Annotated in this window: 23 protein-coding genes and 1 pseudogene; 16 read left to right on the top strand and 8 right to left on the bottom strand. The window is 32.7% G+C overall.

The annotated features are described in order from the left end of the window. Nucleotides 1-107 precede the first annotated feature (107 nt). Nucleotides 108-827, top strand: a complete 720-nt coding sequence (locus tag AC979_RS08820) for a phosphoribosyltransferase (RefSeq protein ID WP_049373879.1) — start codon at nt 108-110, stop codon at nt 825-827. 244 nt (nt 828-1071) lie between these two features. On the opposite strand, the gene AC979_RS08815 is transcribed toward AC979_RS08820, so the two are convergent. Then, the gene (locus AC979_RS08815; protein WP_049373878.1) at nt 1072-1365 is read right to left on the bottom strand and encodes a hypothetical protein; all 294 of its coding nucleotides are present in this window, start codon (nt 1363-1365) and stop codon (nt 1072-1074) included. Nucleotides 1366-1478: 113 nt separating this feature from the next. Here AC979_RS08815 and AC979_RS08810 point away from each other — a divergent pair, with 113 nt between their 5' ends. Beyond that, entirely contained in the window at nt 1479-1742 is a 264-nt protein-coding gene (locus tag AC979_RS08810) for a hypothetical protein (protein WP_049373877.1), read from the top strand. A gap of 33 nt (nt 1743-1775) precedes the next feature. On the opposite strand, the gene AC979_RS08805 is transcribed toward AC979_RS08810, so the two are convergent. The 5 genes from AC979_RS08805 to AC979_RS08785 all read right to left on the bottom strand — a co-directional run bounded on the left by AC979_RS08805 (nt 1776) and on the right by AC979_RS08785 (nt 5255). Beyond that, nucleotides 1776-2537: an N-6 DNA methylase gene (locus AC979_RS08805; protein WP_049373876.1), complete on the bottom strand. Its 762-nt coding sequence runs from the start codon at nt 2535-2537 to the stop codon at nt 1776-1778. A gap of 111 nt (nt 2538-2648) precedes the next feature. Beyond that, a complete protein-coding gene (locus tag AC979_RS08800; protein ID WP_049373875.1) occupies nt 2649-3599 on the bottom strand; it encodes an ArdC family protein in 951 nt (316 codons plus the stop codon). Between the two features lie 122 nt (nt 3600-3721). After that, a complete protein-coding gene (locus AC979_RS08795) occupies nt 3722-4555 on the bottom strand; it encodes a hypothetical protein (RefSeq protein WP_049373874.1) in 834 nt (277 codons plus the stop codon). Between the two features lie 72 nt (nt 4556-4627). After that, nucleotides 4628-4849, bottom strand: a complete 222-nt coding sequence (locus AC979_RS08790; RefSeq protein ID WP_049373873.1) for a hypothetical protein — start codon at nt 4847-4849, stop codon at nt 4628-4630. A 76-nt stretch (nt 4850-4925) separates the two neighbouring features. After that, nucleotides 4926-5255 carry a hypothetical protein gene (locus AC979_RS08785; RefSeq protein ID WP_049373872.1) on the bottom strand — a complete coding sequence of 110 codons (330 nt, stop codon included), beginning with the start codon at nt 5253-5255 and terminating at the stop codon, nt 4926-4928. 259 nt (nt 5256-5514) lie between these two features. Between AC979_RS08785 and AC979_RS08780 the strand changes: the two genes are divergently transcribed. The 9 genes from AC979_RS08780 to AC979_RS08745 all read left to right on the top strand — a co-directional run bounded on the left by AC979_RS08780 (nt 5515) and on the right by AC979_RS08745 (nt 20804). Next, on the top strand, nt 5515-6015 hold the full coding sequence (locus AC979_RS08780) for a plasmid partitioning protein RepB C-terminal domain-containing protein (RefSeq protein WP_239657836.1): 501 nt from the start codon (nt 5515-5517) through the stop codon (nt 6013-6015). 6 nt (nt 6016-6021) lie between these two features. Beyond that, complete coding sequence (locus AC979_RS10590; protein WP_239657835.1) at nt 6022-6192, top strand: hypothetical protein; 171 nt, start codon at nt 6022-6024, stop codon at nt 6190-6192. Between the two features lie 248 nt (nt 6193-6440). Next, nucleotides 6441-8345: a phosphopantetheine-binding protein gene (locus tag AC979_RS08775; RefSeq protein ID WP_161797285.1), complete on the top strand. Its 1905-nt coding sequence runs from the start codon at nt 6441-6443 to the stop codon at nt 8343-8345. 35 nt (nt 8346-8380) lie between these two features. Next, nucleotides 8381-14305, top strand: coding sequence for an AMP-binding protein (locus AC979_RS08770; protein ID WP_049373870.1), 5925 nt, complete (start codon nt 8381-8383; stop codon nt 14303-14305). A gap of 14 nt (nt 14306-14319) precedes the next feature. Beyond that, the gene (locus AC979_RS08765) at nt 14320-15600 is read left to right on the top strand and encodes a lysine N(6)-hydroxylase/L-ornithine N(5)-oxygenase family protein (protein WP_049373869.1); all 1281 of its coding nucleotides are present in this window, start codon (nt 14320-14322) and stop codon (nt 15598-15600) included. A 29-nt stretch (nt 15601-15629) separates the two neighbouring features. Beyond that, nucleotides 15630-16247, top strand: a complete 618-nt coding sequence (locus tag AC979_RS08760) for a GNAT family N-acetyltransferase (RefSeq protein ID WP_049373868.1) — start codon at nt 15630-15632, stop codon at nt 16245-16247. Further along, entirely contained in the window at nt 16225-17325 is a 1101-nt protein-coding gene (locus AC979_RS08755) for a siderophore-interacting protein (RefSeq protein WP_080971335.1), read from the top strand. The genes AC979_RS08760 and AC979_RS08755 overlap by 23 nt, the downstream gene beginning before the upstream one ends. Before the next feature lie 51 nt (nt 17326-17376). Further along, nucleotides 17377-19587, top strand: a complete 2211-nt coding sequence (locus tag AC979_RS08750; protein ID WP_049373867.1) for a TonB-dependent receptor — start codon at nt 17377-17379, stop codon at nt 19585-19587. A gap of 8 nt (nt 19588-19595) precedes the next feature. Further along, a complete protein-coding gene (locus AC979_RS08745) occupies nt 19596-20804 on the top strand; it encodes an MFS transporter (RefSeq protein ID WP_049373866.1) in 1209 nt (402 codons plus the stop codon). A gap of 42 nt (nt 20805-20846) precedes the next feature. Here AC979_RS08745 and AC979_RS08740 read toward each other — a convergent pair whose 3' ends face one another. After that, nucleotides 20847-22421, bottom strand: coding sequence for a (2,3-dihydroxybenzoyl)adenylate synthase (locus tag AC979_RS08740; RefSeq protein WP_049373865.1), 1575 nt, complete (start codon nt 22419-22421; stop codon nt 20847-20849). Between the two features lie 94 nt (nt 22422-22515). Here AC979_RS08740 and AC979_RS08735 point away from each other — a divergent pair, with 94 nt between their 5' ends. The 5 genes and pseudogenes from AC979_RS08735 to AC979_RS08715 all read left to right on the top strand — a co-directional run. Beyond that, nucleotides 22516-23250 carry a thioesterase II family protein gene (locus AC979_RS08735; RefSeq protein ID WP_161797284.1) on the top strand — a complete coding sequence of 245 codons (735 nt, stop codon included), beginning with the start codon at nt 22516-22518 and terminating at the stop codon, nt 23248-23250. Nucleotide 23251: 1 nt separating this feature from the next. Further along, on the top strand, nt 23252-23473 hold the full coding sequence (locus tag AC979_RS08730) for an acyl carrier protein (protein ID WP_049373863.1): 222 nt from the start codon (nt 23252-23254) through the stop codon (nt 23471-23473). A 91-nt stretch (nt 23474-23564) separates the two neighbouring features. After that, on the top strand, nt 23565-24884 hold the full coding sequence (locus AC979_RS08725; protein ID WP_049373862.1) for an MFS transporter: 1320 nt from the start codon (nt 23565-23567) through the stop codon (nt 24882-24884). Nucleotides 24885-24939: 55 nt separating this feature from the next. Next, a complete protein-coding gene (locus tag AC979_RS08720; RefSeq protein ID WP_049373861.1) occupies nt 24940-25617 on the top strand; it encodes a 4'-phosphopantetheinyl transferase family protein in 678 nt (225 codons plus the stop codon). 92 nt (nt 25618-25709) lie between these two features. After that, a pseudogene (locus AC979_RS08715) lies at nt 25710-25997 on the top strand (IS1595 family transposase); the annotation flags it as partial. Nucleotides 25998-26196: 199 nt separating this feature from the next. Here AC979_RS08715 and AC979_RS10510 read toward each other — a convergent pair. Continuing rightward, nucleotides 26197-26367 carry a hypothetical protein gene (locus tag AC979_RS10510; RefSeq protein ID WP_193387055.1) on the bottom strand — a complete coding sequence of 57 codons (171 nt, stop codon included), beginning with the start codon at nt 26365-26367 and terminating at the stop codon, nt 26197-26199. Nucleotides 26368-26420 lie beyond the last annotated feature (53 nt).

Genomic DNA, 26420 nt, shown 5'->3' with positions numbered 1-26420 from the left:
TAGGCCTGTTTCCTTTGGAAACAGTTACCCTTACCCCTTTAATCAGCCCTTTGTCCTTTTTAATTTTTTTATTAAAATGAAGCTAACTACACTAAAAAGAAGAAAAAATGAAATTTATAATCAAAAATAGTAAGGTATATATTGATTTTTCTTGTAAAAAGACAGAAATATTCAAATATCAATTAAACGATATAACTATTTTTTCAATAGTTAAGCGATTTAAAGAACGTAGAAACCACAAAATAAGACCTGTGGGTGATAATTGTCCCATGTTATATGCCATGAAAAAAGCTGATGGGTTAACAACAGATCAGGAAACTATAGAGCTACTTTATAGCTATGCAGAGCAATGCATAGATAATTATGTATTTGAATGTGTAGCATTTGATGCCATTATTCTCATACCATCAAAACATGATATAGGTAGGCGGTTGGCTTCAATTTTGCACGAAAAGTTTAACATACCTGTTATAGATGATTTTCTTAAAAAAAAATCACCTCAAAAACTTCTTGAAGATATAAAAGATGATCAAACTATCCCACAATCATCAAAGCAAGCTATAAGAACGGCATTACGAAATTGCACCAATGGTCTCTCTGTAAAAGAGATTGCACCAAAACATAGATGCCATTTAAGTATATTTAACGGAGATCATGTAAAACTGCCACCTGATACTAAGCATGTACTGTTAGTTGATGACATCTCATCCTCCGGTTCTACGTTTGAAAGTGCAGCTAAGGTGATAAAAGAGCATTGTAAACAAGTGAAATTAATTTCTGCAATGACTCTCTTTAGCCCAATAAAGCCTGTCATAATTAAGAATTAATTGTTAGCATTTGATTTTAATGATTAAACAATGTGTTGACATTAATAGCTCTATTATTTAAGATTGCGACATTAAATTTTTTGTTTAAAGAGTTTAATTGACAGGGTAAATGTCTCCTCGGTCATAAAATATAGCAGAGACCCGCAGAGTGCACCCAAGCCAGCTTATAATGAGCAAGTATGGGATTCTAGGCAGCGGCTAGAGATAAACAATGGGGAGCTTGCTCCCCATCATATTTCATGGCTTATTCTTTGTTCATTTCATCGTAGCTATCATAATCACCATAGTCATTTCCTGCTTCATTACCCTCATCTTCGTTTAAGTTTAATTGTGACTCAAGTTCTTCTCTGTATTCATCATCTAAAAACTTCCAATAGTTGCAAATTAGTTCTGTGTCAGAATAACGTTCCCATACACCTGGATAGTAATAGTTTGCTTCAACGTGGCATATCTTTCCAATATCTGGGTTATTAGTGGTGGCTGAGGATTCAGATATGAGTAATATGGACAATATAAAAAGTAGTTGTTTGGAGTACATTAAAGAAAACTCATTAACAGAGGAAATGTTTGAAATTTTAGGGAATATCATCTGACGTTAGTAGTTTTTTTTAAGTTATGATTTCTAGGAATTATTTATAGGTATTTGAAGATATGGAAGATCAGGATCTAAGTGAAATAATTAATCAGGTCTTGGACGGGTATCGTAAGGAAGTTTCGTCAATGTTGCATGACGATTTGTCTCTTCTTTCAACCATAGATTGGGTGTTTTTTAGTGGCCCAGAGAAGGATTTATCAAGAGATTTTATAGACGGTTTCTGCTTAGCTCTATTTTATTGTGGAAAAATTAAAAATGAGGTAGATGTCTTACGTCTTCAAGACATCATTACGTCACAGCGTACATTGTTAAATATGTAAATGCCCTTATCTGTTTAGATAAAGGCATTTATGTTAGTAAAACATTGGCTCATTTTCCCAATCTATCTCAAGTGAGGTTTCTTCTACTGGTCCAGGTTTAATAACTTGATATTCTGCTTCAGTATAGGAAGCCACACCCTCTAATTTTTTGTTCCAATTTCCCAATATATGACCCGGTGTGTATAAATGAAAGTGAACTTCATTTGTTAGGCTATTTCCAATTATGACTTCTCCTGGAATATGTAAGAGAGTCATTTGGATATAGCACATCAGTGCCGCGGTAAAATCTAAATCTTTCGCTTGTACCCACATTTGCTGTTGCGGATTAATGTTTTCTTTGCGTAAATAATTATACGCTTCGATAATCATTACTCCTGAACCGCACGTCGGTTCTTGCAATGTCAAAAAGCCACGTCGCTGAATTAAAGCGTGACAATCTGATAATGTCATTGCAGCCATTGCATGTGCGATATGACTGGGCGTGAAGTGTTGTGCTTTATATCTATCTCCGAGTTCCAATCCCATAAAGACCGAGCCTAGGAAGTCGTAAGTTTTATGCTCTAAGGCTTGAACGAGAATAACCGACAAGCGAACAAGAGCTTGTTTTTCTTCTTCCGTATAATGCGACACAGCGGTTTGATAACGTTGTTTTAACGTTTCGTCTGCGTGCACTCCATACAAAATGAGATAAAACTCAAGTCCGATAATTGTAATAAAGTCATAAAATACTTCAGAACGTCTATAGTGCGGTGCAATCGATTTAAAAAGTGCGGTAAATTTACTCTCAAAATCCATAGATAGCTCCTAAAATAACGGGAGCCATCCACTTTGAGGAAGACTCCCCAAAGGGTGTTATAAGAGAGTGCCGACAAATTTATTTACCGGCACGATAAGTGAATTTAGGATTTAAGCGGCTAATTTCTCTTTTTCCGGCAAGGCCGATTCAAGAGCATTCAACAAAAACTGAGTTGCTTCTCGTGCTTGTGAAGATGCACGAAAAATAGCTTTTTTATCCGCTTTTAATGCTTTAATCCAATGTTCAATGTATGCAGCATTTTGTGAAATATCATTGCGAACATTCACGTGAGCGCAAGTAAATGCACTGGTGAGTTCAGCAATTAACTCTTCAAATGCATATTGTTCAGAGCCAAATTTATCAAATTTAGCTACACCGTCACGATTTAATCGGTCTTTATGCCCGGTGGCGTGACCACATTCGTGTAGCAAGGTTGCGTAGTAATCGTCAGATGTATTGAATTTTTTGAAATCCGGCATCACAATGCAATCCTTGCGCGGGATATAACAGGCACGATCTTGTGCTTTGTTATAAAGTTGCATACCCATTTTATTGGGTAATACATCTAAATCCGGTCGAGGTTGCATTTCTGAAGATTTTTCCGGTTCAGGAAATTCTTCATAGTATTTTTCTAGACCATCACATTGTTCAATATTGAACACATGATGGCCACGAATAAATACCGATGACTTCATTTTCGGATCACCGTTTTCATCAAGTACAACGTTTCCGTTATCATCTTTTTCTTCAAACATATTTTGTTTATAGAAAATAATAACCGTACTTTTTTCGCCGGTGCGAACTTGTCCGCCGAGATGATTTGCCCCTTGGAAAGTTACCCACTTGCGTTGAGTAAAGTTTTTCCTAATGGCGCTCATCCAAAGCAGAAGTACGTTGATTCCGGAATATTGACGACCGCTTTCACCGTTGCATGGAATAGCCATTTGTGGCCAACCACTATCCCAAGGTTTCTGCCAGGGCATCACGCCTTGTTCCAATGCTTCAATGATTTGGTCTGTAATTTGTTGGTATAAATCTTTTGGGGGAGTTTGGTTTTTCATGACTGTTCTCCTATGAAAAATAAGGGAACAGCCCCAACAGGAAACTGTTCCCGTCGGGATGAAAATGAGAATGCCAAAAGCGTACTGCGAAAGTGCGGTCAAATTTTGGCATGAATGTGAAATTAACAATGAATAAGTTGTTTTTGCATTAACGTGGCTTGTCTTGCAATCAGTCCATATTGTGAACGAGCGTCACGAATTGCTTCTCGGATCAACTCATAACGTACTCCAGCAAAAGAGTGATCTTTTTCTGGATAAGTCACATAACCATAGCTTTCACTGCCCAATACGATACCGGTTTTTTTATCTTTGATTTCTACAGATAAATCAGCAAATTGCAAATTTGCTCTTAGGACTTCTTGGCATAGCCATTGTCCTTCTTCGTCATCAAAATAATTCAAATCGGTAGGATTTGTAAGCAACTCGACTTGGTAATTGGCTGTTTCAAATTGATAAGCCACTTGAGATGCATATGGTGTTGCATCCAAAATGGAATACCCTTCTTTTTCTAATTGGCAGGAGACGGTTTTAATATATGTCTCTAAGTCACCAATGAAATTATCCCAAAGTGCGGTATAACGCGCTTTGTTTGTAGCAGGGAAATACCAATCTTTCTTACCCTCGTCAAAAAAACGTAGTGTATCTGCCGAACAAATGGTTAGTGTCATGGTATTCCAATGAGAATAGTGATAACCGAAAGAATTCCGGCTAATTTCAAACTCTTCATTGTAGTCCCATTCTTCAATTGCTTTCACTAACCGCGTAAACATACGTTGTTGTCGTCTGGCTTTAGGATAGAGTTTTTGATGTAGTAACACCAAGTCGTCAAAAGATAGCGCTCCATAAAAGGCAACACCATCGCCTTGACAGTATCCTAGCGACCATTCGATATGCAAATTATCCGGAAATCCGGCAGCAATAAGTTGGTGATTAAAGTGAGATGTGAGTAGGTTCATGCAGTGTTCTCCAATAAAAATATAAATTAATTAAAGGGAACACGCCCACCGGAACGCATTCCCGTATGGGGGTTAACGGACAATTAAGCAGTCCGGATCTCTTTGATGTAAAACAACACTATAAAATTTAAAGTGTCGTCCAGATTTAGTAGGAATTTCCTGAAGAATCCTTACCGATTCAGTATTCTCTGGCTTATTTTCCCAAGCTTGCAACGCGTTTTGTTGTAAGCTTTCGATAATTTCCTTTTTTCCCTCTAAATCAGATAAGGCTGAAAAGTTAATTGAGACTCTCATTTTTCCCTCTCAAATAAAATAAAAGGGAAACGTCCTCCGGTCAGGAAGTGTTTCCCTGACCGGAACATAAATAACCTTAACGTATGAAGAACATACAGACATTACCTAGTATAAAACTAGTAACACTTGAAGATACTACCCATGTAACGTAACGTTTTTTGAGTCGTTCTTCTTGTTTCTTTAGTGCTTCCTCTGTTTCGCTATTTATGTAATGCTGAACGGAAGATTTAATCCCATCCTTGAATGCTAAGATTCCTAATGCAGCTTGTTTCTTTAGAGTTAAGTACATCGTTGCCGCTTTTGCACCCAATTCTTGGAATTTGACTTTTCGTTTATCTTGCGCATCTTCAGGAAAGAAAAATGTGTCTTCCGACGGCGAGAAGTCTTGTTGATTTAAATGAGACATGAATACTCCTTGTTTAATTTGTAAGGAGCACTCCCGGCAGGGATGAGACTCCCTACGGGGTTAGAAATGAAATGTGAAATGAACATCTACTCAAAGAGCGTCAGATTTCAAGATGCAACTGACATTCGGACTGTGCACTAATTCATCTCAATGATGAATCGAAGACTTAAAAGTGCGGTCTTCCTGGGCTTAGTGTTGTCAACGACAACGAACTAATGAAGTTAGGCTAAGAAAATGTAGAGCTATTGTCAAATTTTTTTTGATCTTTTTCTATAAACAAAAAAATGTTTTTAGTCCAAAAACTTTGTATATACTTTTTGGACAGTCCAAAAACTCATTTTATAGAGTTTTTGGAATTCATTTTAAGGGTATCCAAAAAGTTTTAGGTATAACAGAAACATTATGTATACTTGCTGCTGATGAAGGTTTTACCTATATTACCACGATTCAAGAACATAATATGGTAATGAAAGCCATTGAGCGTGGCGTATATGATGAAGCAATTTTAAGAACACTTAATATAGATATAAAAATTCTTTGTCAGAAAATGGCAATGTTGAAACTAATTATTCGAAAAGTCTCCGAGAAACTTGCTAATAAACCTGTTGGTAAAGAAATTTTCCGAATTTTACGAAAAATGAAACTAGAACGGCAAATTGAGGCGTCTGATATGATGTTACTCAGCTCTCGCAAAGAAGAATTGATTGAATCACACAGGCTTAAAGCTACATCAGAACTTGCTGATGTAGCTATTATGTAAAAGGAAATGGAGCGTCTCAAGGAAAACTATAAAATTTCTGAGGAAAAATTAGCCGATCTGAAACTTAGTCTAATTGTAGCCAAAGGCTATGTAAACAAACTTCTTAACAATGTCGTTACCCCAGAATTTCTTGGGAATGATATCTATCATGTACTAAAAGAAGTTTGTGAAAAATAGGACAACTATAGTAAGAGAGTCGCTTTTTTTACCAACTCTTTTACTATGGTTAAACGTCAAACAATTCCTCCTTTTAAGTGCCTTCTTAGTCTCATACCTTTCCTACTGTGTACTTACTGATTCTTGATTCTGTACAAATAGAACTTGTGTTTAATTACTTGTAAAAGTGAATGATAATTGTTATCATTAAAAAGATGATCGTATAGGTGTTATATTTTTGTTAATTTAGAATTTAAATAATGAGCACAATGAATAAACTATCAGATCTAGGCTTTGCTGCCTGGGTTAATAAAAGAGATGTCGGATATCACTCATTTATTTATATTGAGTTTTCACCTTCTTCGTTGAATGTTGAGTTGTTTAAGAAATGTATTGATGAAGTTGTGGATTCTATGGATATATTTCTAATGGAAATTAGTGATAGTGGCTTATTTGAAAAAAGATTAGACGACACTAAATCTGTATCTATTGATATCCTAAAATTAAATAAAGAGTCTGAATTTCACCGTAAAGATATTCTCAGAGGAAATTTTTTAGGATCAGAAGATAATCAAACTTTTGATTCTAGTTTTTTAAAAATTAGGTTTGTTGAGAATGAAAATAAGAATATAAACGTTAGTTTTCTAGCAAATATGGCTGCTATTAATCCGGCTATGTTGTATTTATTCATTAAAAATGTATCAAGTTTATATTCTAACGAGTTTTCTTCTCTGAAGAATAAATCATTATCCAACAATATTAATGATAAACAGTTAAATTCTATTAATTATAATCAACATCTTGTTAATGTTGATATTCCGGGATTGGCTTGGAATTTTATTAACCCTAATAAAGGTAAGTTAAGTAATTTATGTCTGAATATAGACTGTAATATATATAGAAAGTTACAGAATACCGCTATTCTTAATAAACTCTCATTATCTCTAGTAATCAAAAGTATTTTCTGTTTTTCCATTTCTCTGTTTTCCCCTGATCCAAAATTTAGACTAAGTCTACCTTACTTCAAAATAAAATCAAATATAGATGCAATTTCAGATTTCTCAATTCAAGAGATAGATATTAATTCAAATTTATCTATTATAGAAAACGCACAATGTTTATTAGATAATAATTATATATATCTTAATGAACAATACTCTGGAGTAGAATTATTACGTAAATTAAGTGAAATTTCTAACAAAAGGGAGATTGCGCCATTAGTATATACCGATTTGATAGATTACGGAGACCTTTTTAGTGGTGAGATAAAGAATTGTTTGGGATTACCGATTTTTAGTGTTTCTAGAGGTGCTGGTGTGGCTATAGATGTTCAGCAAGTAATAATGAATAATCATCTTTATTCTAATTGGGATATTAATACTGATTTAATTGAAACTAATGCTGTAAAACCTATAGCTGATATTTATGTAAGACTTATTAGTTATTATGCTGATAATCCTACCGCATGGCAATTACCTTTATATAAGGTAAAAGAACAGTTAGGGTTATATGATAGACCTATTAGTCAAGAGTCTAATGGTGATGTAAAAATTGCGGGGAACTATTTTACTATAGATAGGATACAATCGTTAATTCAAATATTGCTCCCTCAACCAGTAAAGGTCATTATGGTATATCATGATAATAAAAAAAATGGACTTATTCTTCTCATTAGAAAGGACAATAATATAGTTTCTCTTACAGATATACGAAATAGTATTGAAAATAACTTTCTTGGACAGTTAGTTTTTAATGAAATATTAATCATTGAGTCAGTTATATTTACGAATTATACAGAAAGTGATTACTTAAGTAAATATCAGCTAGAATGGCTAAAAAGAATTTCTGAATCACAGAATGAAGAAATAATTATTTTTTTTGATGTTATTAAAGTAATAAGTCTAATGATGAGTAAAACACTTAAAAAAACAATAAATCCTAAAACTGATAAAAATATAGACTTCTTTTCAATTGGTGGAAACTCATTGTTAGGAGTTCAGTTAATTATAGAGATCAATAAATATTTCTTATTTACGAATGTATCTATTGCTGATTTATTTCGTTTACGTTCCGTATATGAATTGTCTAAGTTTTTATATGAAAAGAATCCTAAAATTTCATTACAAACAGCGCAAATAATTTTACAGTTAATGGCTAAAAATATAAATGGTTGAATAAGATGAATATGAATAATCTTCAAAGAGCATATATGAGTGGTCGTTCTAGCTATATGCCATTAGGTGGTATAGACATGCAAGATATTAGATGCTTCTATGTCGAATATAGTAAGGATGTAGTAATTGGAGCTATAAAGAATGTACTGTCGCATTATAAAATTTTTAATTATGTAATTAATAAAGAAGATTGTTTAACCTTAAGTCCTAAAAAATATGAAACTAATAGAATTGTAGTGCTAGATTCTTATATCGAAAATCAAGAAAGTATTATGAGGCTAGCTAATTCCTATATTAAAGAATATATTTCTAAAGTATTTGATATTGAACACTCATTATGGAGAGTCATTGTAGTCAATCTAATTGAAAGTGGAAAGGTTGATAAAGCATCTTGTTTGGTCGTTTTATCTTTTAATGGAATTATCGTTGATGGGTATGTTATTTCAAGAATAATTAATGAGATTTTCTCTTATATATCTAAAGGTGAGTTTTCTCCTTCATTAAGTAATAATGATTTAATTATAAATAGAGAATTATCAATAGCACAATCTTATTTAGAGAACAACTTCTCAGGTTTGCAGAAGCCAATTACACTACCTTGGATAAATAATATAGAACAGCTTAGATTTACAAAGAGAAATAGCTTTACAATTCCAATTAAGAAAGAATTATTTTCTCAGTTATCTAAACAGGCAGCAGAAAATGGTTTTTTTGAAAATACTATTTACACTTTGGCTGTTTGTAAATGTTTAAATAAGTATGTTAGATATAATGATTTTGTAATAGCTATTCCTACTTCATATAGTGCAATAAAGTCGACGTGTTCTAATAACTCTTCTTTTATTCCTTTGAGGTATAGAGAAGAACCTAATAGTAAGCTATTTGAAGAAGCATTAAATTTGCAAAATTCTATTATTTTAAGTTTAGAAAATAATATTGATGGAATAAGTGTAGCTCAACAACTAAGCTCACAATTAAAAACTATATTACCTTTTCCTGTTGTATTTACGAATGGATTGAACTGGGATCCTTTAGAAAGTGTACCTGGAGTTAAATACTTGAAAGGTATCACAGAAACGCCTCAAGTTGCCTTAGATATCCGATTTGTTCATCTTAATAGTGATTGGATCCATTTAAGTTTGGATTACGCTGAGGATGCGTTATCTAGAAGTTTTATCATATCATTAGCTCAAGATATTAATTCTTATCTTAAGAAATTATCCACAGAATTATTTACTATAAAATCTCCCTGTGAAGGAATGGGTGACAATTTAGCGGAAAGAGGTAAAGTTATGTCAGAAAAATTTTTTATTGAAAGAATAATATATAATATTTTTGATAATGCATCAGATAGCATTGCATTAATCAATAATAATCAAAGTGTTACCTATAAAAAATTGGGACAGAAAGTTTATCAGGCGGCACAAAATTTAGATATAGAATCAATCACTTCTAATGATGTTGTTGCACTATGTATACCGAAATCTTTTGATCATATTTACTATACTCTGGCATGCATTTTTTCGGGTATTATTTGGCTTCCATTAGATGCTAATGCTCCACCTGAACGGATTTTATTCCAACTTAGAAATGCTAAAGCTACAGCAATAGTTATTAACCGTGATAATAAACATATAGAAGAAATAATTAGAGTTAAATTAAAATCAATAAAATGCATTATATTAAGTGAAAATAGTGAAGAAATATGTAGTATCAGTAATTATGCAAATGCTAAGCGCTGGAATTATTTAAAAGATTATTCTAGTTCTTATTATTTATATACTTCAGGAACGACTGGTATACCTAAATGTGTTGCACTAAATAATATCGCTACTAATAACACGATACAAGCTAGCATTAAACAATGGAAGATAACTCATAAAGATTGTGTTATGAGTGTTACGCCTTTTTATCATGATATGTCATTATTTGATATCTTTGGTACATTATGCGTTGGTGCAACACTGGTCCTTCCTGAAAAGGATAAAGTGAAAGATGCGTTTGAGTGGGCTAACTTAATTGAGCAATTTAAAGTCACTATTTGGGTATCTGTTCCAGCTGTTACGGATATGTTATTAATGGCAGCCAATAGTCAACAATTAACCTCTATTCGTTTACTTGCCCAAGGTGGTGATTATATAAGAATTAAGACTATACGTAATTTAATTAGCATTAATCCTAATATTAAACTATATTCATTAGGAGGTCCAACAGAAACAACAATTTGGAGTATTTGGCATGAAATAAATATTGATTATGATTTAGAACATTATGGTTGTATCCCTTATGGAAAACCTTTAGTAGGAAACAATTATATTATTTTAGATAAAAAAAATAATGAATGCTCTGCAACTCAAGTCGGAAATATAGCAATGAGTGGAATTAATCTTTCTAATGGTTATATTGTGAATGGGGAATTAGATTTTGAAGGATATAAGAGAGTTGGCAAGGAGTTAGAACATTGGGTTTATATTTCTAAAGATATTGGTTTTCAGGAGGTTGATGGGGTAATAATCTTTAAAGGTCGAGAGGAAGGATACCTTAAAATAAAAGGAGTGCGAGTTAGTGCCGCAGAGGTGGAAAAATATATTTTAGATATTCCCTCAATTAGCCAATGTATTGTTGTAGAGTTACCTGATGAAGAATTAAGTTATTCAGAACTTGCTGTGGCATATGTTTCAGATAAAACATATCAAAAATCTTTACAATCTCTGTATACTCAAGAATTACGTAAATATTTACCAGAAGTAAGTATTCCTACAAAGTGGTATCAACTGCCAGAACTACCACTCACTCCAAATGGGAAATTTGATAGAAAAGAGGTTAGAAATACAATTCTTAATATGAAAAATGGATACATTTCTACGCATAAAATAGATTCTGATAAGAATATTACAGATGATAAAAATGTTGAGAATTCAGGCTCTATATTAAGTGATGAAAAATATAAGATTTTTATGGAATTAACTCAGCAGGAAATTCAGTCAGCGTATATATCTTCAAATGATGAATTACAACGTATAGCAACGGAATATGAGCAAAGAGTTTGGCTTCTACATCAGCAAGATCCTTTATCTGCTGCTGGACCATTTATGATTGCATTAAATCTAAAAGGAGATTTATGCCTTGTAAAGCTAATGTCATGTTTATATAAACTTTATGATGATGATTCTGCATTTAATAGTTGTTTTTTTATTGAAGATAAAGATGGTGTATTAAATAGAAAATTAAATAAATATAAACAACATGAAGTAGTGGAGTTACATCAGGTCGAAAATATTAAAGAGGGATGTGATTTTCTTATAGAAAAGTTAAATCAAGTAATAAATATTGAATCAGGTCCAATTATAAGATTTTATGTTTTAGCTATGAAAAATAATAGTTGTCTCTTAGGTATACACTCGCATCATATCTTAATGGATAATAACTCATGGTCAATTATTTTATCAAAATTATCAAATTTATATAATAATAATGATGTGGGTTATCCAATTTCTAATGGTGGGATGGAAAACTTACTCGTAGATAGTGATCCTTATATTAAGGAAGAATATTGGAGTAAAAAATTTAAGTCTGGACTTACCTCATTTGATTTTTCTAAAGAGTTTAGATTTATTTCCAATTTCAATAACGGAATTAAGATAAATAATTTCTTTTTCAAAGAAAATAAGGTAAGTCGGTGTGTCCTAGATATACCGAATAGTCAACTTAATAGTTATTTTAAGGATTTAAGTTTAAGTACTGTGGTGGCTAATTTTGGTTCTTATCTACTAAGTAAAACCCATAGTGAATTTATAGATATTCTTATTCCAGTCGTAGATATGTCCCCTGTCGTTTCTTTAAATAGATTAAGAAACACATCAAATGTATTACCTATTCGCATTGAGAATAGAGAATATAAAAAAGTAAATTCAGTTTGTAAAGATATTATTGAACAAATCACTAATGGCGTTATTAATAGCTTACCGTATGAAAAGATAATTAATATTACTAATAGTGATCGTAATCATTTACCTAACATTCTAGTAACAGAGTTTGATAATCCTGCTAAGCATATAAATCTAGTAGGAGTATCCCATGAAATTATAGATATTCCCCCAGTAGACTCTTACTATATGATTACATTGGCATATTGTAGAAATTTGAAGAATAATATAACTAGATTTGAGTTGACAACCAATAAAACAATTGATCCGTTAATAACTGGATTATTATTACAAGACTTTATAAATAGTTTATATATAGAAAACTCACAAGAACACATCAGTATATTAAAAGAAAAAATGGAAAATAATAAAGAAAATATTAATCAAACTATACTACATTCTATTATTAATGTTTATAGTCAAGTACTTAAAAGAGAACTTGATAAGGATGATAATTTCTTTGATTTAGGAGGTCATTCCCTAACAGCAACTCTTGCTATAGGTAAACTAAAAACTCAATATGGTTTAGACATAAAAATAAATGATATTTTTACATACCAAACTCCTAATGAACTTGCTTATTATATATCAGAAATTCATAAGTCAGATGATACTTCTAATGATTATTTACCAAGTGAAAGCAGAGCTGAATTTTCTACTGAGAGTGAATATAAGAAAAATAAATATCCAATTACACTATTACAAAAATTCTATCTTGAACAAGCTCAATTAGGTAAAAATAAGATATTTAACATTCCATTTGCTTTTAAATTACTCGGTAATATTGATAGCAATATTTTAAAGGAAATATTTTTAGATATAATAGAGCATCATACTGCTTTAAGAACTATTATTATCCATAATGAAAATACTGAAGCACAACAACTTGTTATTAGTATGAAAGATGTAAATGAACAAGTGTGGTTTAATGTATATGAGGCTAAGGATGAAAAGGATGCAAAAGATTTTGTTATTAAAGCTGGATATAATAGTTTTGATCTAACTAAAGAAATCCCTATAAAAGTAAGTTATATACAAACTAAGAATAATATTTGCTATCTTTCTGTTCTTATCTATCATAGTGCATTTGATGAGTGGTCTGCATCAATATTTATTGATGAATTTATAAGTCTCTTAACTTCTAAGTTAAATAAAAACACTTTAAATAATCAAACACAATATAAAGAATATCAAACTTATCAATATTATGAGTATGCCATTGAAGAGTTTCATAATAGAAACTCTATTTTGGAAGAGGGTTTATATTTTTGGAAGCAAAAATTAGGCACTTTAACAGAGCAAAATGGACTACTTAATTGTTTAGATAAATGTACTTTATCTGCAGATATTACTCCGGTTGATAAAGTTATTCCAATAAAATTATCTTTTAATCATATCATTAAATCTTCTTTAATGGATTTATCTTTAAGGTTAAAGACATCATTATTTCAAGTTATTTATAGTTTGATTGTGCTAACTCTATATAAATTAGGAGCAGGTAATAATATATTAATTGCTACATCAACATCCTGTAGAGAAAATCCTAAATATCATAATACAATTGGATTATTTACTAATGTCATTTTAAATAGGGTTATTATTAAACCTGAAACATCTTTATTTAACTTATTATGTGAGAATCAAACTGCTATTATGTCAGCTATTAGATATTCTCAAACCCCTTTTCCATTTTTACTTAATGAACTTGCAGATCCATCAGCTAATAATTTAGTTGAATATTATATACAAATGCATGCTGGCAATCCTCTTAATAATATTACCACACAAATTAATGGTGAAACTTTACGACTTGAATTACTTGAACAACAATATACTGAGCCTAAATTTGGTTTGCATTTTGAAATATATGACGAACCTTTAGATCAAGAGAATTCACTTGTATTTTTAATTCATTACATGCCTGGAAGATATAGTATTGACAGTCTTAAACCGTTGAAAGAGTCTTTAATATCAATAATAGAAAAAATAGGTAGCATTGATTTAAACACACCAATTAATAAAATCAACTTTTAATAATAGGAGGATAAATGAGTAATGTAAATAATATATATGACGTGGCCGGAATTGGGATTGGACCCTTTAATTTAGGTCTTTCATGCCTACTATATGAACATAAATCTCTGACAAAAGTATTTTTTGATTGTAAGCCTAGTTTTGATTGGCATACTGGTATTATGCCTGAGTGGGTTACCTTACAAATTCCATTTATTGCAGACCTGGTAACATTTGCCGACCCTACTAATAAATTTTCAATACTTAATTATTTTAAAGAAACTGGTCGTTTATACCAATTTTATATACATGAGAACTTTTATCTTTCTAGAGAGGAATACAATAAGTATTGTCAATGGGTGGTAAATAAACAAAACGTTTTAAATTTCAATAAGAGAATAGAGAGTCTATATTATAATAATACAAAACAATATTACGAGATAGATGTTTTAAATATGAATACTAATAACATTGAGAAATATAATGCCAAAAAATTAGTTATTGGTACAGGAACCTCTCCTCGAAAACCATCTTATTTTAAAGATGGACAAGATGGTTTATATCTCTCATCAGAATACATGAGTATAAAAGAATATATTCAAAATAAATCGTCTATTACTATAGTTGGTTCTGGGCAAAGCGGTGCTGAGATTTTTTATGATCTTCTAAAGGATTCTTGTCGATATTCCTACAAATTACAGTGGGTGGGGAGACCTAAGAATTTTTTTGCTCTAGATCTAAATAAGTTAGCCTTAGAACTAACATCACCAGACTATAAAGAATTTTTTTCTTCCCTTTCACCGAAAGTAAGAAAAAATTTACTACAAGAACAAAGTTCTTTATATAAAGGCGTTAATCTATTATTACTAAATCGTATTTATGATTATTTATATCTTCATCATGATCAATGCAAAGATAGAGTTAATATCTATCCAGGTTTGGAAGTAACCAATTGTATTAGATGCAATGAAAAATGGAATATTCCTGTCAAAAGTAAATTATCTCAAAAAGATTATTCCTTAAATTCTGAGGTCATTATTTTTGCTCTTGGATATCAATATGTAGAGCCAGAATTTTTAAGGGGTGTTAATGATATTATTAATAGAGATGAATACGGTAATATATTAGTTTCTGATATATATACAATTGACTCTAGGGATACCATTTTTGTTCAAAATGTTGGTTTAGAACAGCATGGTATAGTAACTCCGGATCTTGGTATGGGTCCTTATAGAAATTCTATTATTGCAAATAACCTATTAAACGCAGAATATTTTGATATTGAAGAAAGAATAGCTTATCAGAAGTTTTTGTGATTCATGTTTTTATATGTAAGGATTGAAGAATGGTTATTGATAGTATGCCTTCATCATATGTAATACATTTGGGTAATGATGAATTTAAATTTACACAATTTAATTATCCCTATGATGTTCCACTTCTTCATAAGTGGTTAAATGCCAAACATACAATAGAGCAATGGAAGCTTAATAAACCGTTGAGTGAACTTAATAATTATTTTTTTAGAATGACTCAAGATAAACACCAACGTTTATACATTATTTCTCTTAATGGAATTCCATTTTCATATTGTGAAGTTTACTCTGCTTTTTGGGATAGAATTTCTAATTACTATAATTCTTCTGACCTAGATGTTGGATGGCATCTATTAGTCGGAGAAAGAGAATATATATCTAGGAGTCTTATTAAAAAGATAGCGTATATCATCAGTGAGTTTATTTTTAACACAACTAATAGCTCAAGAATTATTGGAGAACCGGACGTTAGAGTAAAATGGAATGTAATTGCCGGCGACTTTAATTACATACCACAAGGAGTTATTCAATTACCTGAGAAAACAGCGTTGCTTTACTTTTGTAATAAGAATGATTATCATAATTCTTTAGGGTATTTTTTGAACAAAAATCTGGAAACACCAAATGATGAAAACACCGATTGCTGATAATGATAAAAAATTAGATATCATGGATCATTTAAATCAGGATCACTCTGATGAATTGTTGATTGTCGCAAATTATTATGGACAGAACAGTGATTATTCTGAGGCAAGGATTAGTGATATTTTTGAAGAAGGAGTGGTCATTGATGCTTGTCATATCGATCGTGGAAATTTACAGTTTTATGTGCCATTTACGATTACTGGTTCAATTGAGGAAAAAATTCTCTATTTGGCTTATTATGCTTTGACTAAACAAGGTGAAAAATTCAAAGGTAATAAGCGGCAATTCTTCACCGTTGGACAAAAATCAATGCCCTCTAAAAATATCATGCGTATTTTCATCAATGGCGTTAATCCATTTCCCGAATACTATGCAGCTTACTGTTATGGTTTTGTGTTAAAACACATTGATCGTCCGAAAAAAATTCACTCAAATAATATGAAAAAAGGTTTTTTTATGCGGGTGTTTGATCGTTTGTTTATTTGGCTGCTACGTATCTTGAGCTCTAAAAACAGAATGAAACTGCTCGAACAAATGAATAGCGATATTCGCTTATATACCCTGCGTTTGTCCGCCCAAGATATTTCAGGCCAATATGTTCAAGGCGCCATTGATGTCTATTTACACGGAGACAGTCCTGGGGGAGCTTGGATTAAACAACTTAAAGAAGGTGATATTATTTTCAGTCGGGCGAGTATAAAGGATAAACATCCACATTTACGACATGGAAAAAACGTGTTGATCGGTGATGAAACTGCCTATCCCGCCTTGGCTGGCATTCTTGAGTTATGGAGTAATCCCGAACCGCCCATTATTTTGATTTTGATGAATGATCCTGAAGAAAAGGACTATTTTAAAGATCTTGCTATGCCTAAAGATACGGAACAACATTATTTGATTTATGCAGAGAAAAAACAGTCTGATTTGGTGATTGATACACTAAAGCAACTAGGCAGTTTGGATGGTGCCTGGGGTGGGTTGGAACGGAGCGAAGCACAAAAAGTACGTCATTATATTCGTAATGTTCTTTCTATTGATGGAACCAAAAATCACATTAAAGGTTACTGGACTATGAAATAGTCTCTATTTATTTAAAAAATAAAATTCTTTTTCACTTAAAAGGAGAACACAATGAAAACGAGTAAGTTGCTTTTGTTAACGTTAGCTACGTCCCTAACTGCTGAGCCGATATTTGCCAATACAACGTCGAAAAACAATAGCCAAACGGTGAAAACTGAGGAATTGGAGCCTATCATTGTGTATTCGAGAGGTGTGCGGGAATCTAAATTAGATACGCCGTTTATGGTGGATATGATTGATAAACAAGATATAAAAACAAGAAATACAAAAAATGTTTTGGAGGCATTATCTACATTACCAAGTTTGAATATCCATAACGGCAATAATGCTGCCACAACCGCCGTTTGGATTCGTGGCGTAGGCTCTTTAACCAACACCAGTATGGACGACAACTCTGTAGATGTTGTAGTGGATGGCATAAGCAACGGCAAATCTGGCTTAGCCCGTCCATTGCTTGATATCGAACGGATTGAAGTAGCCAAGGGACCGCAAGGAACTTTATTCGGTACTAAAGCTGAGGCGGGCAGCATTATGATAAAAACTGCTGATCCGCAACCGGAATTTGAGAGCAAAATTGGTGTCAATGTAGGCAATTTGAATTTACGTGGTATAAACGGCTTGCTTAATGTGCCACTTTCTAAGCAGTTTTCATTCCGATTGGCCGCACAAGTGGAACGTTTTGACGATTACATAAAAGATAGAGATACAGGGAGACCACTGAATACAAAAACAAATGACGCATTACAGGCAAAACTTCGTTGGAATGACGGAGATCGCAATGATGCAGTATTAAGCATTTATCACGATCAGCGTAAAAACTTCTTACCCATTATTCTTTCAGACCCATTTTCGTTTAAAACCAAAACAAACGGTTTGCCGCATAATGCGTATCGTAAAAACTCTGGTATTTCGTTGAAATATATGCATGCGTTTGATTTTGCCGTTTTAGAATCCACCAGTGCCTACCATTATCACGATGCCAATGTTAACCGCCCGTTAAGACCTCTTGATATGTTGGGAGTATTCTATGATGCGGCAAAGGCTCCTCAGACGTTACGTCCATTATTAGATCAATATTACTATAAAAACAAAAATAATCGTCAAAATGTTAATGAACGGGTAAGACAATTCTCACAGGAATTAAAATTGACCTCGGAAACTGATAGTGGCTTAATTTGGGTAGCTGGGGTATATTTTGAAAAACGGAAACGAGATTTTAATTACGATGCAATTCGAGATATCCAACCGTTACCACCAACTCCGATGGTACTGGGTGCCGATCATTTTAATGGGGTGCTGAATCGTGAATTTGATTATGAAACAAAAGCACTTTTCGGCGAGCTCACATTCCCTTTGACCGAAGTATTAAAAGTCGTTGCCGGTGCTCGGTATGGCAATGAACGTTTGAACTATAGTGCAATTTATACACCAAATCCTAGCTTGACCAATCTTGCACACAATAGCGAAAAACATAAAATCAGCGACAATTTCTTAAGCGGTCGTTTGGGTCTGAACTATACTATCACACCAGAATGGCACCTTTATGCCATTCAAAGTTGGGGTAATAAATTCGGCGGTTTTTCTGATTACGGTACCAACATTGCACTTAAGGGAAATGACCAACCTTACAAATCAGCCAAAATACTGAGTTCGGAAATAGGCAGTAAGTTTCTCACCGCTGACGGCAAATTCGGACTTGATGTGTCTTTATTCAACAGCAAGTTGAAAGATGACCATATCACCATCACCCTCTATCCGTCTTATTTAACTAGTACGGGAAATGCAGACACTCGCTCTAGAGGGGTTGAATTAGGTCTGTTCTGGCAATTAACAGACCAATGGAAACTCAAACAAGACCTCATTTATTTAGATACCAAGGTGACAAAAGTGCCAGCAGAATCCAACAATATTACGACAAAAGGAAACCGCTTGCCGCAAGCGGCGAAGTGGAGTGGTTCACTGTCAGTTGCATACTCTTCTCAACCGTTTAATCTTGGATTGATTGGCAAATCACAATTGCTGAGCGATTTATCCGTTCGTTATGTCGGTAGCCGTTATGCTCAACCAGATAATGTACAAAAATTAGGTCGCTATGTACTGTTAGACTTTTCTATCGGACTGCAAAGCCAACATCATAATGTTTCACTTTGGACCAAAAACCTAACCAATAGGAAATATCACGCATTCGGTATAATGCCTGGCTATGCTGGATTGCCAGCAACTGGACGCACGTTTGGCGTAAATTATAGTTATCAATTTTAGAGAAAAAGATGGCACATAAGCACAGCAGTATGACTTGGTTAATGCTAACAACATTATATATAAGTCAATATATCGGTATTTCATTTGTACTGACTGCCTTGGTCGTTGTTCTTCGAGCTTCAGGGTTTGCATTGGATAAACTGGCGCTACTTAATCTGATTGCATTCCCGATTGCTGGAAAATTATTGTTTGCATTAGCTGTCGATCATATCCTAACGTTCTTCCAAGGACGCTATCGTGGTTGGTTGATTATCGCACAAGGTAGTATGGCTGTTTTATTGGTAGTCATTAGTTTTGTTGATATTACTCAACATTTTTACACAGTAGTCGGGCTGTTTTTTCTCTACAGTATTATGACCTGCATTCAAGATGTCGCCATTGACGGATTAGCCTGCAAAATTTTTGAGCCCTCTGAACGACAAAAAGCCAACGCCGTGCAGTATGCTGGAAATTTATGCGGGAATGTGATTGGTGGCGGTGTGATATTGCTGTTTTACGACATCATTCAATGGCAAGGTGCTTTACTAGTGTTAGCAACATTGACGACGCTCTCTTTTGTTCAATTAGTTTTTTATGTTGAACCGGAAACTGAAAAAACGCAAGTCGGGGATAGCGGTACACAATACCGATTCTTTAGACAGGTAACTGCCTTTATGCGTGCCAATAAATTTTGGTTTCTTCTGCTGTTTATACTGCCAAGCGGTTTTGCTTCAGCTTATGCACTGATTAACCCAATGTTGGTGGATGCTGGCTGGTCAATTGCTGATATTGGTATGGTTACTAAAATTTACGGCTCAATTATCGGCGTACTTTCTGCTTTATCAATTATTCCTTTAATAAAACAATTTGGACGTATTAAAACGTTACACTATCTGGTCGCCTTTCAAACCTTGCCTTTGCTCGGCTTACTCATACTTACCAAACAACAGCTAGAAACATCAATGGTTTATGGTGTTATTGGTTTGTATTCGCTGATCCAACCGGCATTATTAGCCTCAATTAGTACTTTAATTATGGATAAAGCCGCACCTATGCAAGCGAAAGCGACCTTCTTTTCATTACAACTCAGTGTTATTGTGGTTATGGGATTTATTTATGCTGCGCTTGCCATGTATTTTGCTAGCCAATACGGTTATTTTTTCGTATTGCTCTCGTCTATTCTGCTAAACCTTATCGTCGTTGTACTTACCTTAAACATAGTAGATAAAGCACGGTGAGCATAATACTATTTCATCTTAATATATACCTACATCGTATTTCTATTTTTTTACTTTACCAATTAATGTGTAATTAAAGCTATCAACGATCTCTATATCATCAAGCATACGATTCTTATCCACACCTTGTTTTTCTAAAAACTCTCTAATCTCGATAAGATGAACAGTTTTATTATTATATGTCATAATATACCCATGGATCTTCTCACCTAATAGTTCATCAGGAATACCGACTATCGATATATCTTTAATTAATGGATGTTTTAGTAATATTGTCTCAAGTTCACTCGGAATAATTTTCTCACCACCTCGATTAATTAATTCCTTACATCTTCCAGTTACAACGATATTTCCTTTTTCATTTATATATCCTAAATCCCCTGTTCTATAAAAACCATCTTGAGTAAAGGATTTTTTATTAATGGTATCTGCATTATAGTAACCATTAATAGTATAGGGGCCTCGGGTTATAATTTCCCCGATGTCACCTTTAGGTAATGGAATTAAATTTTCATCAACAATAACTATTTCATCATGTGCAGATATCGGAGTTCCTTGACTGTAAATGATTGTTTCAAGATTATCATCTAATCTAGTGTAGTTAACTAATCCTTCAGCCATTCCATAAACTTGCTGTAATATTACTTTAGGAAAAAAATTAATAAATTTTTCGGCAAGTACTGGAGATAGTCTAGCTCCTCCTACTTGAATTACTTCTAATGTACTAAGATCATAGTATTTTATTTTACTGCTATTTACCCATAAACTTACTAATGATGGTACTAACGATACCTGAGTAACTTTATGTTTTTGAATAAGCTCGAAACAAGTATCTGGACTACCGTTTTCTGCAATTACTATTTTTGCTCCCACATAAAGAGCTCCAAGGACACCAGGAGAGCTCATGGCAAAGTTGTGAGAAATTGGTAGAGCAACTAGTTGCACGGAATCTTTCTTTAATCCGGAGATTTTTGCACTTTCTCTTACCGAATAAAGATATTCATCATGTGTTCTTGGTATAAGTTTCGGTATACCAGTAGTTCCCCCAGATAATTGAAGAAATGCAATGGATGTTGCTTCTGTCGCTCTAGGTAAGGATGAGTAAACGGAAAATTGTGGGAGTGAAATAATTTCACCCCGATTAAATGTTCGAATAATTTGAAGAGATTCAGGATAATTTGGCATATGGCAGACTATATCCTCCGCTGAATTGTCTGTAGTTTGATCTTTAATCCTGAGATAAACAGTCGCATTAGAAGATTTAGTAATATGGTATATTTCATGTGACCTGTGTCCATACAGACTAAATATAGGTCTAGCCCCAGCATAATAAATACCAAATAAAGCAATAAGAAAGTCTATACTGTTTGGGGCTTGAAGTATTATAAAACTATCCTTTTTAATCCCGATTTCTTTTAGAAATTCTCCAAAATTTATAGTGGCTTGATATAATTCCTTATATGTAAGAAAAGATTCTCCTTCAGCAAGGGCGATCTTATCACCATAAGTTCGACAAATTTCTGTAAGAAAATCAAAATGATTTTGTCCCTGCCAGTACCCTAATGATTGATAAAGTTCTATTCTTTGCTGACTAAATGGAACATATAGCTGGCTCAAAATAACCTCCCTTGTAATTAATAATGATAATGATTTTTATTTATTATCTGGTATAATGCCTACAATTTCAATACCTACAAATTACTTAGTATCTATGAACAAAAAATATAGCTTATTCTGTCTGCCATCAGCAGGTAGTAGTGCGTCAATGTATGGCTTATGGTCGAAATATGCAACGGATTGGCTTTCCGTATACCCAATTGAATACCCTGGGCATGGGACAAGGTGCAATGAGGCGTTGATAGATAATGTAGACAGTTTGGTTGGTGACGTTCTTGAGCAAATTTTATCTATAACCAAAGAAAACATTATCTTATTTGGGCATAGTTTTGGGGCAGCATTAATATGGCATCTAATTAAGAGTTTAAAACAGCTTAAACTAGAAAGAAATATAGAGTTGGTAGTTCTTAGCGGTAGACCAGAAACATCTACGTTAAGAAATGCTGTAGTACATCCATCACAATGGTCTCAAGAGACAATTTTAGATAAAGCCAAGAATTATGGTGGTATTCCTCAATTAATAATTGATGATACTGAAATTCTTACGTTCTTTTTAAAGATTCTTCAAAATGATTTATGTGTAAATGAAGATTTAATTAATAATGATAAACTTATTCTAGAACGACCATTATGGGTTATCATTGGTAATGATGATCAAGTTACAACACCTCACTCAGTAGAAATGTGGAAGTTTTGGACTACTCAGTGGAAAGGAATAACATCATTTCCAGGGGGGCATTTCTTTTTGAGAGATGAAGATACTATTAGAAAGATTATTTACGGTATACAAGAAATTATTTTTAATTGTAAAAAATGCAAGGAATACTAACATGAAAGATGAATTAATAGCCATTGTAGCTAACACATTAGGGATTGATGTGAAGAATGTACCTTATGACTCAAATTTAATTTCCATAGGATTACATTCTTTAGCATTAATGAGCATAGCAGAACAACTAACTAAAAAATATGATAAAAATATTAAATTTTCATTGTTAATGAAAAATCCGACCATAAAAAGTTGGGAAAGTCTTATTGATAAATTAGACTGATAATATATTACTATTCGTAATAGCAAACCTAAATAATAAAGTCTTAGAATAGCTAAATTAAGATTTTATTAAGTTAGATATGGGAAATATTATGGAATCATTTATTGTCCAAACTAAAATCACCACTTTCCAGTGGAAGGTTATTGCTATCTGTTTTTTTATTGTATTATTAGATGGCTATGATATTGCAATAGTTGCGTATATTGCCCCTTTATTAAAAAAAGAAATGTTATTATCCTCTGTTAATGTTTCTTATTTATTTGTATCTGGTGTATTAGGTCTCATGCTAGGAAGTATGTTATTCGGTTCGTTAGCAGATAAGTTTGGTAGAAAATTTATACTGATAGTATCTATAGCATTATACGGTGTTACAACAATTTTATGCGGTTTTGTTAATGATCTCTTTTTATTAGTATTATTTAGATTTCTTACTGGACTGGGGTTAGGGGGAGCTATGCCAATTTGTATAGCTTTATGTTCAGAGTATTCTCCTCAAAGATATAAAATGCTCTTATGCACTTTAAGCTGGAGCGGATTTACCCTAGGAATTAGTTTAGGCGGAATAATTTCTAGTTGGTTACTTCAAGAGTTTAGTTGGCATTGGTTATTTTATATAGGAGGTATATTACCTATTCTATCTATCATTATAGTAGTGGTAAGTTTACCAGAGTCATTAGAATTTTTAGTACGTAATCGACTTAAATATGGTAATTTCGAAAAATTAAGAATAATTCTTGAAAAGATAAATGGTATTCACATCGATGTATTATTGGAAAAAATTAATTCTACAGATGTTTGTGATAATTATTTATTGCCAACAGTTAAATATCTTTTCAAAAAAGAGAATGCCTTTTATACCATATTTCTATGGTTAACGTTTTTCTTCTCTTTGATGGTTTTTTATCTATTGGCTTACTGGATACCTATTCTATTTGATGTTCTATTTTCGTTAGATAAAATTAATTTTCTAGCTTCAATGCTACCTTTAGGGGGGACTTTTGGTGCTTTTTTATTAGCTATACTGATTGATTATAAAAAAGAATCTTTTCTTATATTATCTTTATCATATTTAACAAGTGTGATTTTCTTATTGCTTACTCCTAATTTTATTGATGATTATAATTGGTTATTATTCTTTGTTTTTTTAGTAGGCTTTACTATAGCTGGCGCACAAAATGGTATTAATATTGTTTCTGCTACTATTTATCACGAAAACATAAGAGCGACTGGCATTGGTTGGTCTATGGCTAGCGGTCGACTGGGTTCTATTGTCGGTGCATATATAGGTGTTTTCCTAACCAAAGATCAAGAAATTGATTTTTTCTTTAACTGTCTCTCTATCGGCACTCTGATATGTGGGTTATCACTTTTATGTATTCTTTTATATAGAAGGGTAAAAAATGGTTTGTAATTATTAAATTAATCTAAATACCTATTGTTTAAAAATAAGTTGAGAAATAAATATCATGGATGAATTAAAATCTATGAAGGTTAGTAAGTATAATACTCTAATGCGAGATGTTGACATTTTTTACTACTCTTTTGATAATGATAGAGTGCTAGATAAGCATGTAAGGAATTTATTCTGTCATATATTATCTAAGCAAGAAATAAACTTAGCTAATCAATATAAAACATCTATTCTAATAAAGAAAGCTATCGCTAGGAGAGCTCTAACAAAAATTATTCTGGCTAATTATCTTTCTAATATCTCACCTAAGAATATTAAGCTGTTAAAAACTCAATACGGTAAACCATATTTAGAAAATATGGAGGTACATTTTTCTATCTCACACTGTGATACGATGTTCTTGATTGGAGTAAGTAAAAAATTTGAATTGGGGATAGATATAGAAGACATAAAAAACAAGGATTATTCTGATATCGCAAAATATGTATTATCTGATAAAGAGTATAGCCTTTATGAAAAAGAAAAATTGGAGAATAAAGAAAATTTGTTTTTGTCATTTTGGACAAGAAAAGAGGCCTTTTTTAAAGCCAATGGCATAGGCTTACCCGATAACCTAAATATGTTAGATACAAGTTATTTTCTTTCCAAAGAAATAAGAGCAAATAACAATTATCGTTGTTTCAATATTTCTATAGATGTAAATCATATTGCACATGTCGTTTTAATTGTTTAAGGGGCTATGCTAGATAACGAAATAACATTCCATTTAGATTAGAATAACTTTATGAGAAAAGTCGTTTAAGTCAGAATAAACAAACTAAGCTCATTTAGCTATTTGTAGTAGGAGTTACTGCTAGAATAGCAAGCGAGTTGGTTAATGTAAACAAAAATACTAGCACTTATTATTTTCATCGCTTACACTTGCTCATTTATCAAACGATTTCTCATTTGGGGATGTTTGATGGTGAAATTGAAACCGATGAAAGTTACTTCGGCGGTGCCCGAAAGGGCAACTTAGGCATCAGTGATGTAGGTAAAGCAGCCATATTCTGATTTTCCAAACGAAATAGCAAGGTTTATACCGTTATAATACCGAATACACAATCAGACACAAGAACATATGTCAAATCTACAAATAAGTAGCATAATAGGAAAAACTTAGAACGGTAGAACAAGGCTTTAACCTATTTTCACCCCTTTTAAATGCTATTAATTTTATGTTTCACATATTTTTATATAGTTATTTTATATCCTGTTTGTACAGGTTATGTTTTATTTTTAGATATATTACTTAATTTATTTTTTAAATCTATCATATCTGTTCTGGGGACGGCATAACGGCGGAGCCTCCGCCGATTTGATAAAATACCTTGTCGTAAAGTGCGGTTCCTTCGGCAGACCCGCCGTAATTATCAGCGATGGAAGAGACACTAATTGTCATGATTCCAACCCCGATAGCTAGAGATAGTTGATTTATTTTCATTATGATTACTCCTGGATCCAATCAATACTGTATAAATACACGCCACGAGGCTT

Origin of the sequence: Parahaemophilus parainfluenzae, assembly GCF_001053575.1 — a bacterium.
Lineage (GTDB): Bacteria > Pseudomonadota > Gammaproteobacteria > Enterobacterales > Pasteurellaceae > Haemophilus_D > Haemophilus_D parainfluenzae_S.
The sequence above is the reverse complement of the archived record's forward strand: the minus strand, read 5'-3'. Positions and strand labels throughout refer to the sequence as shown.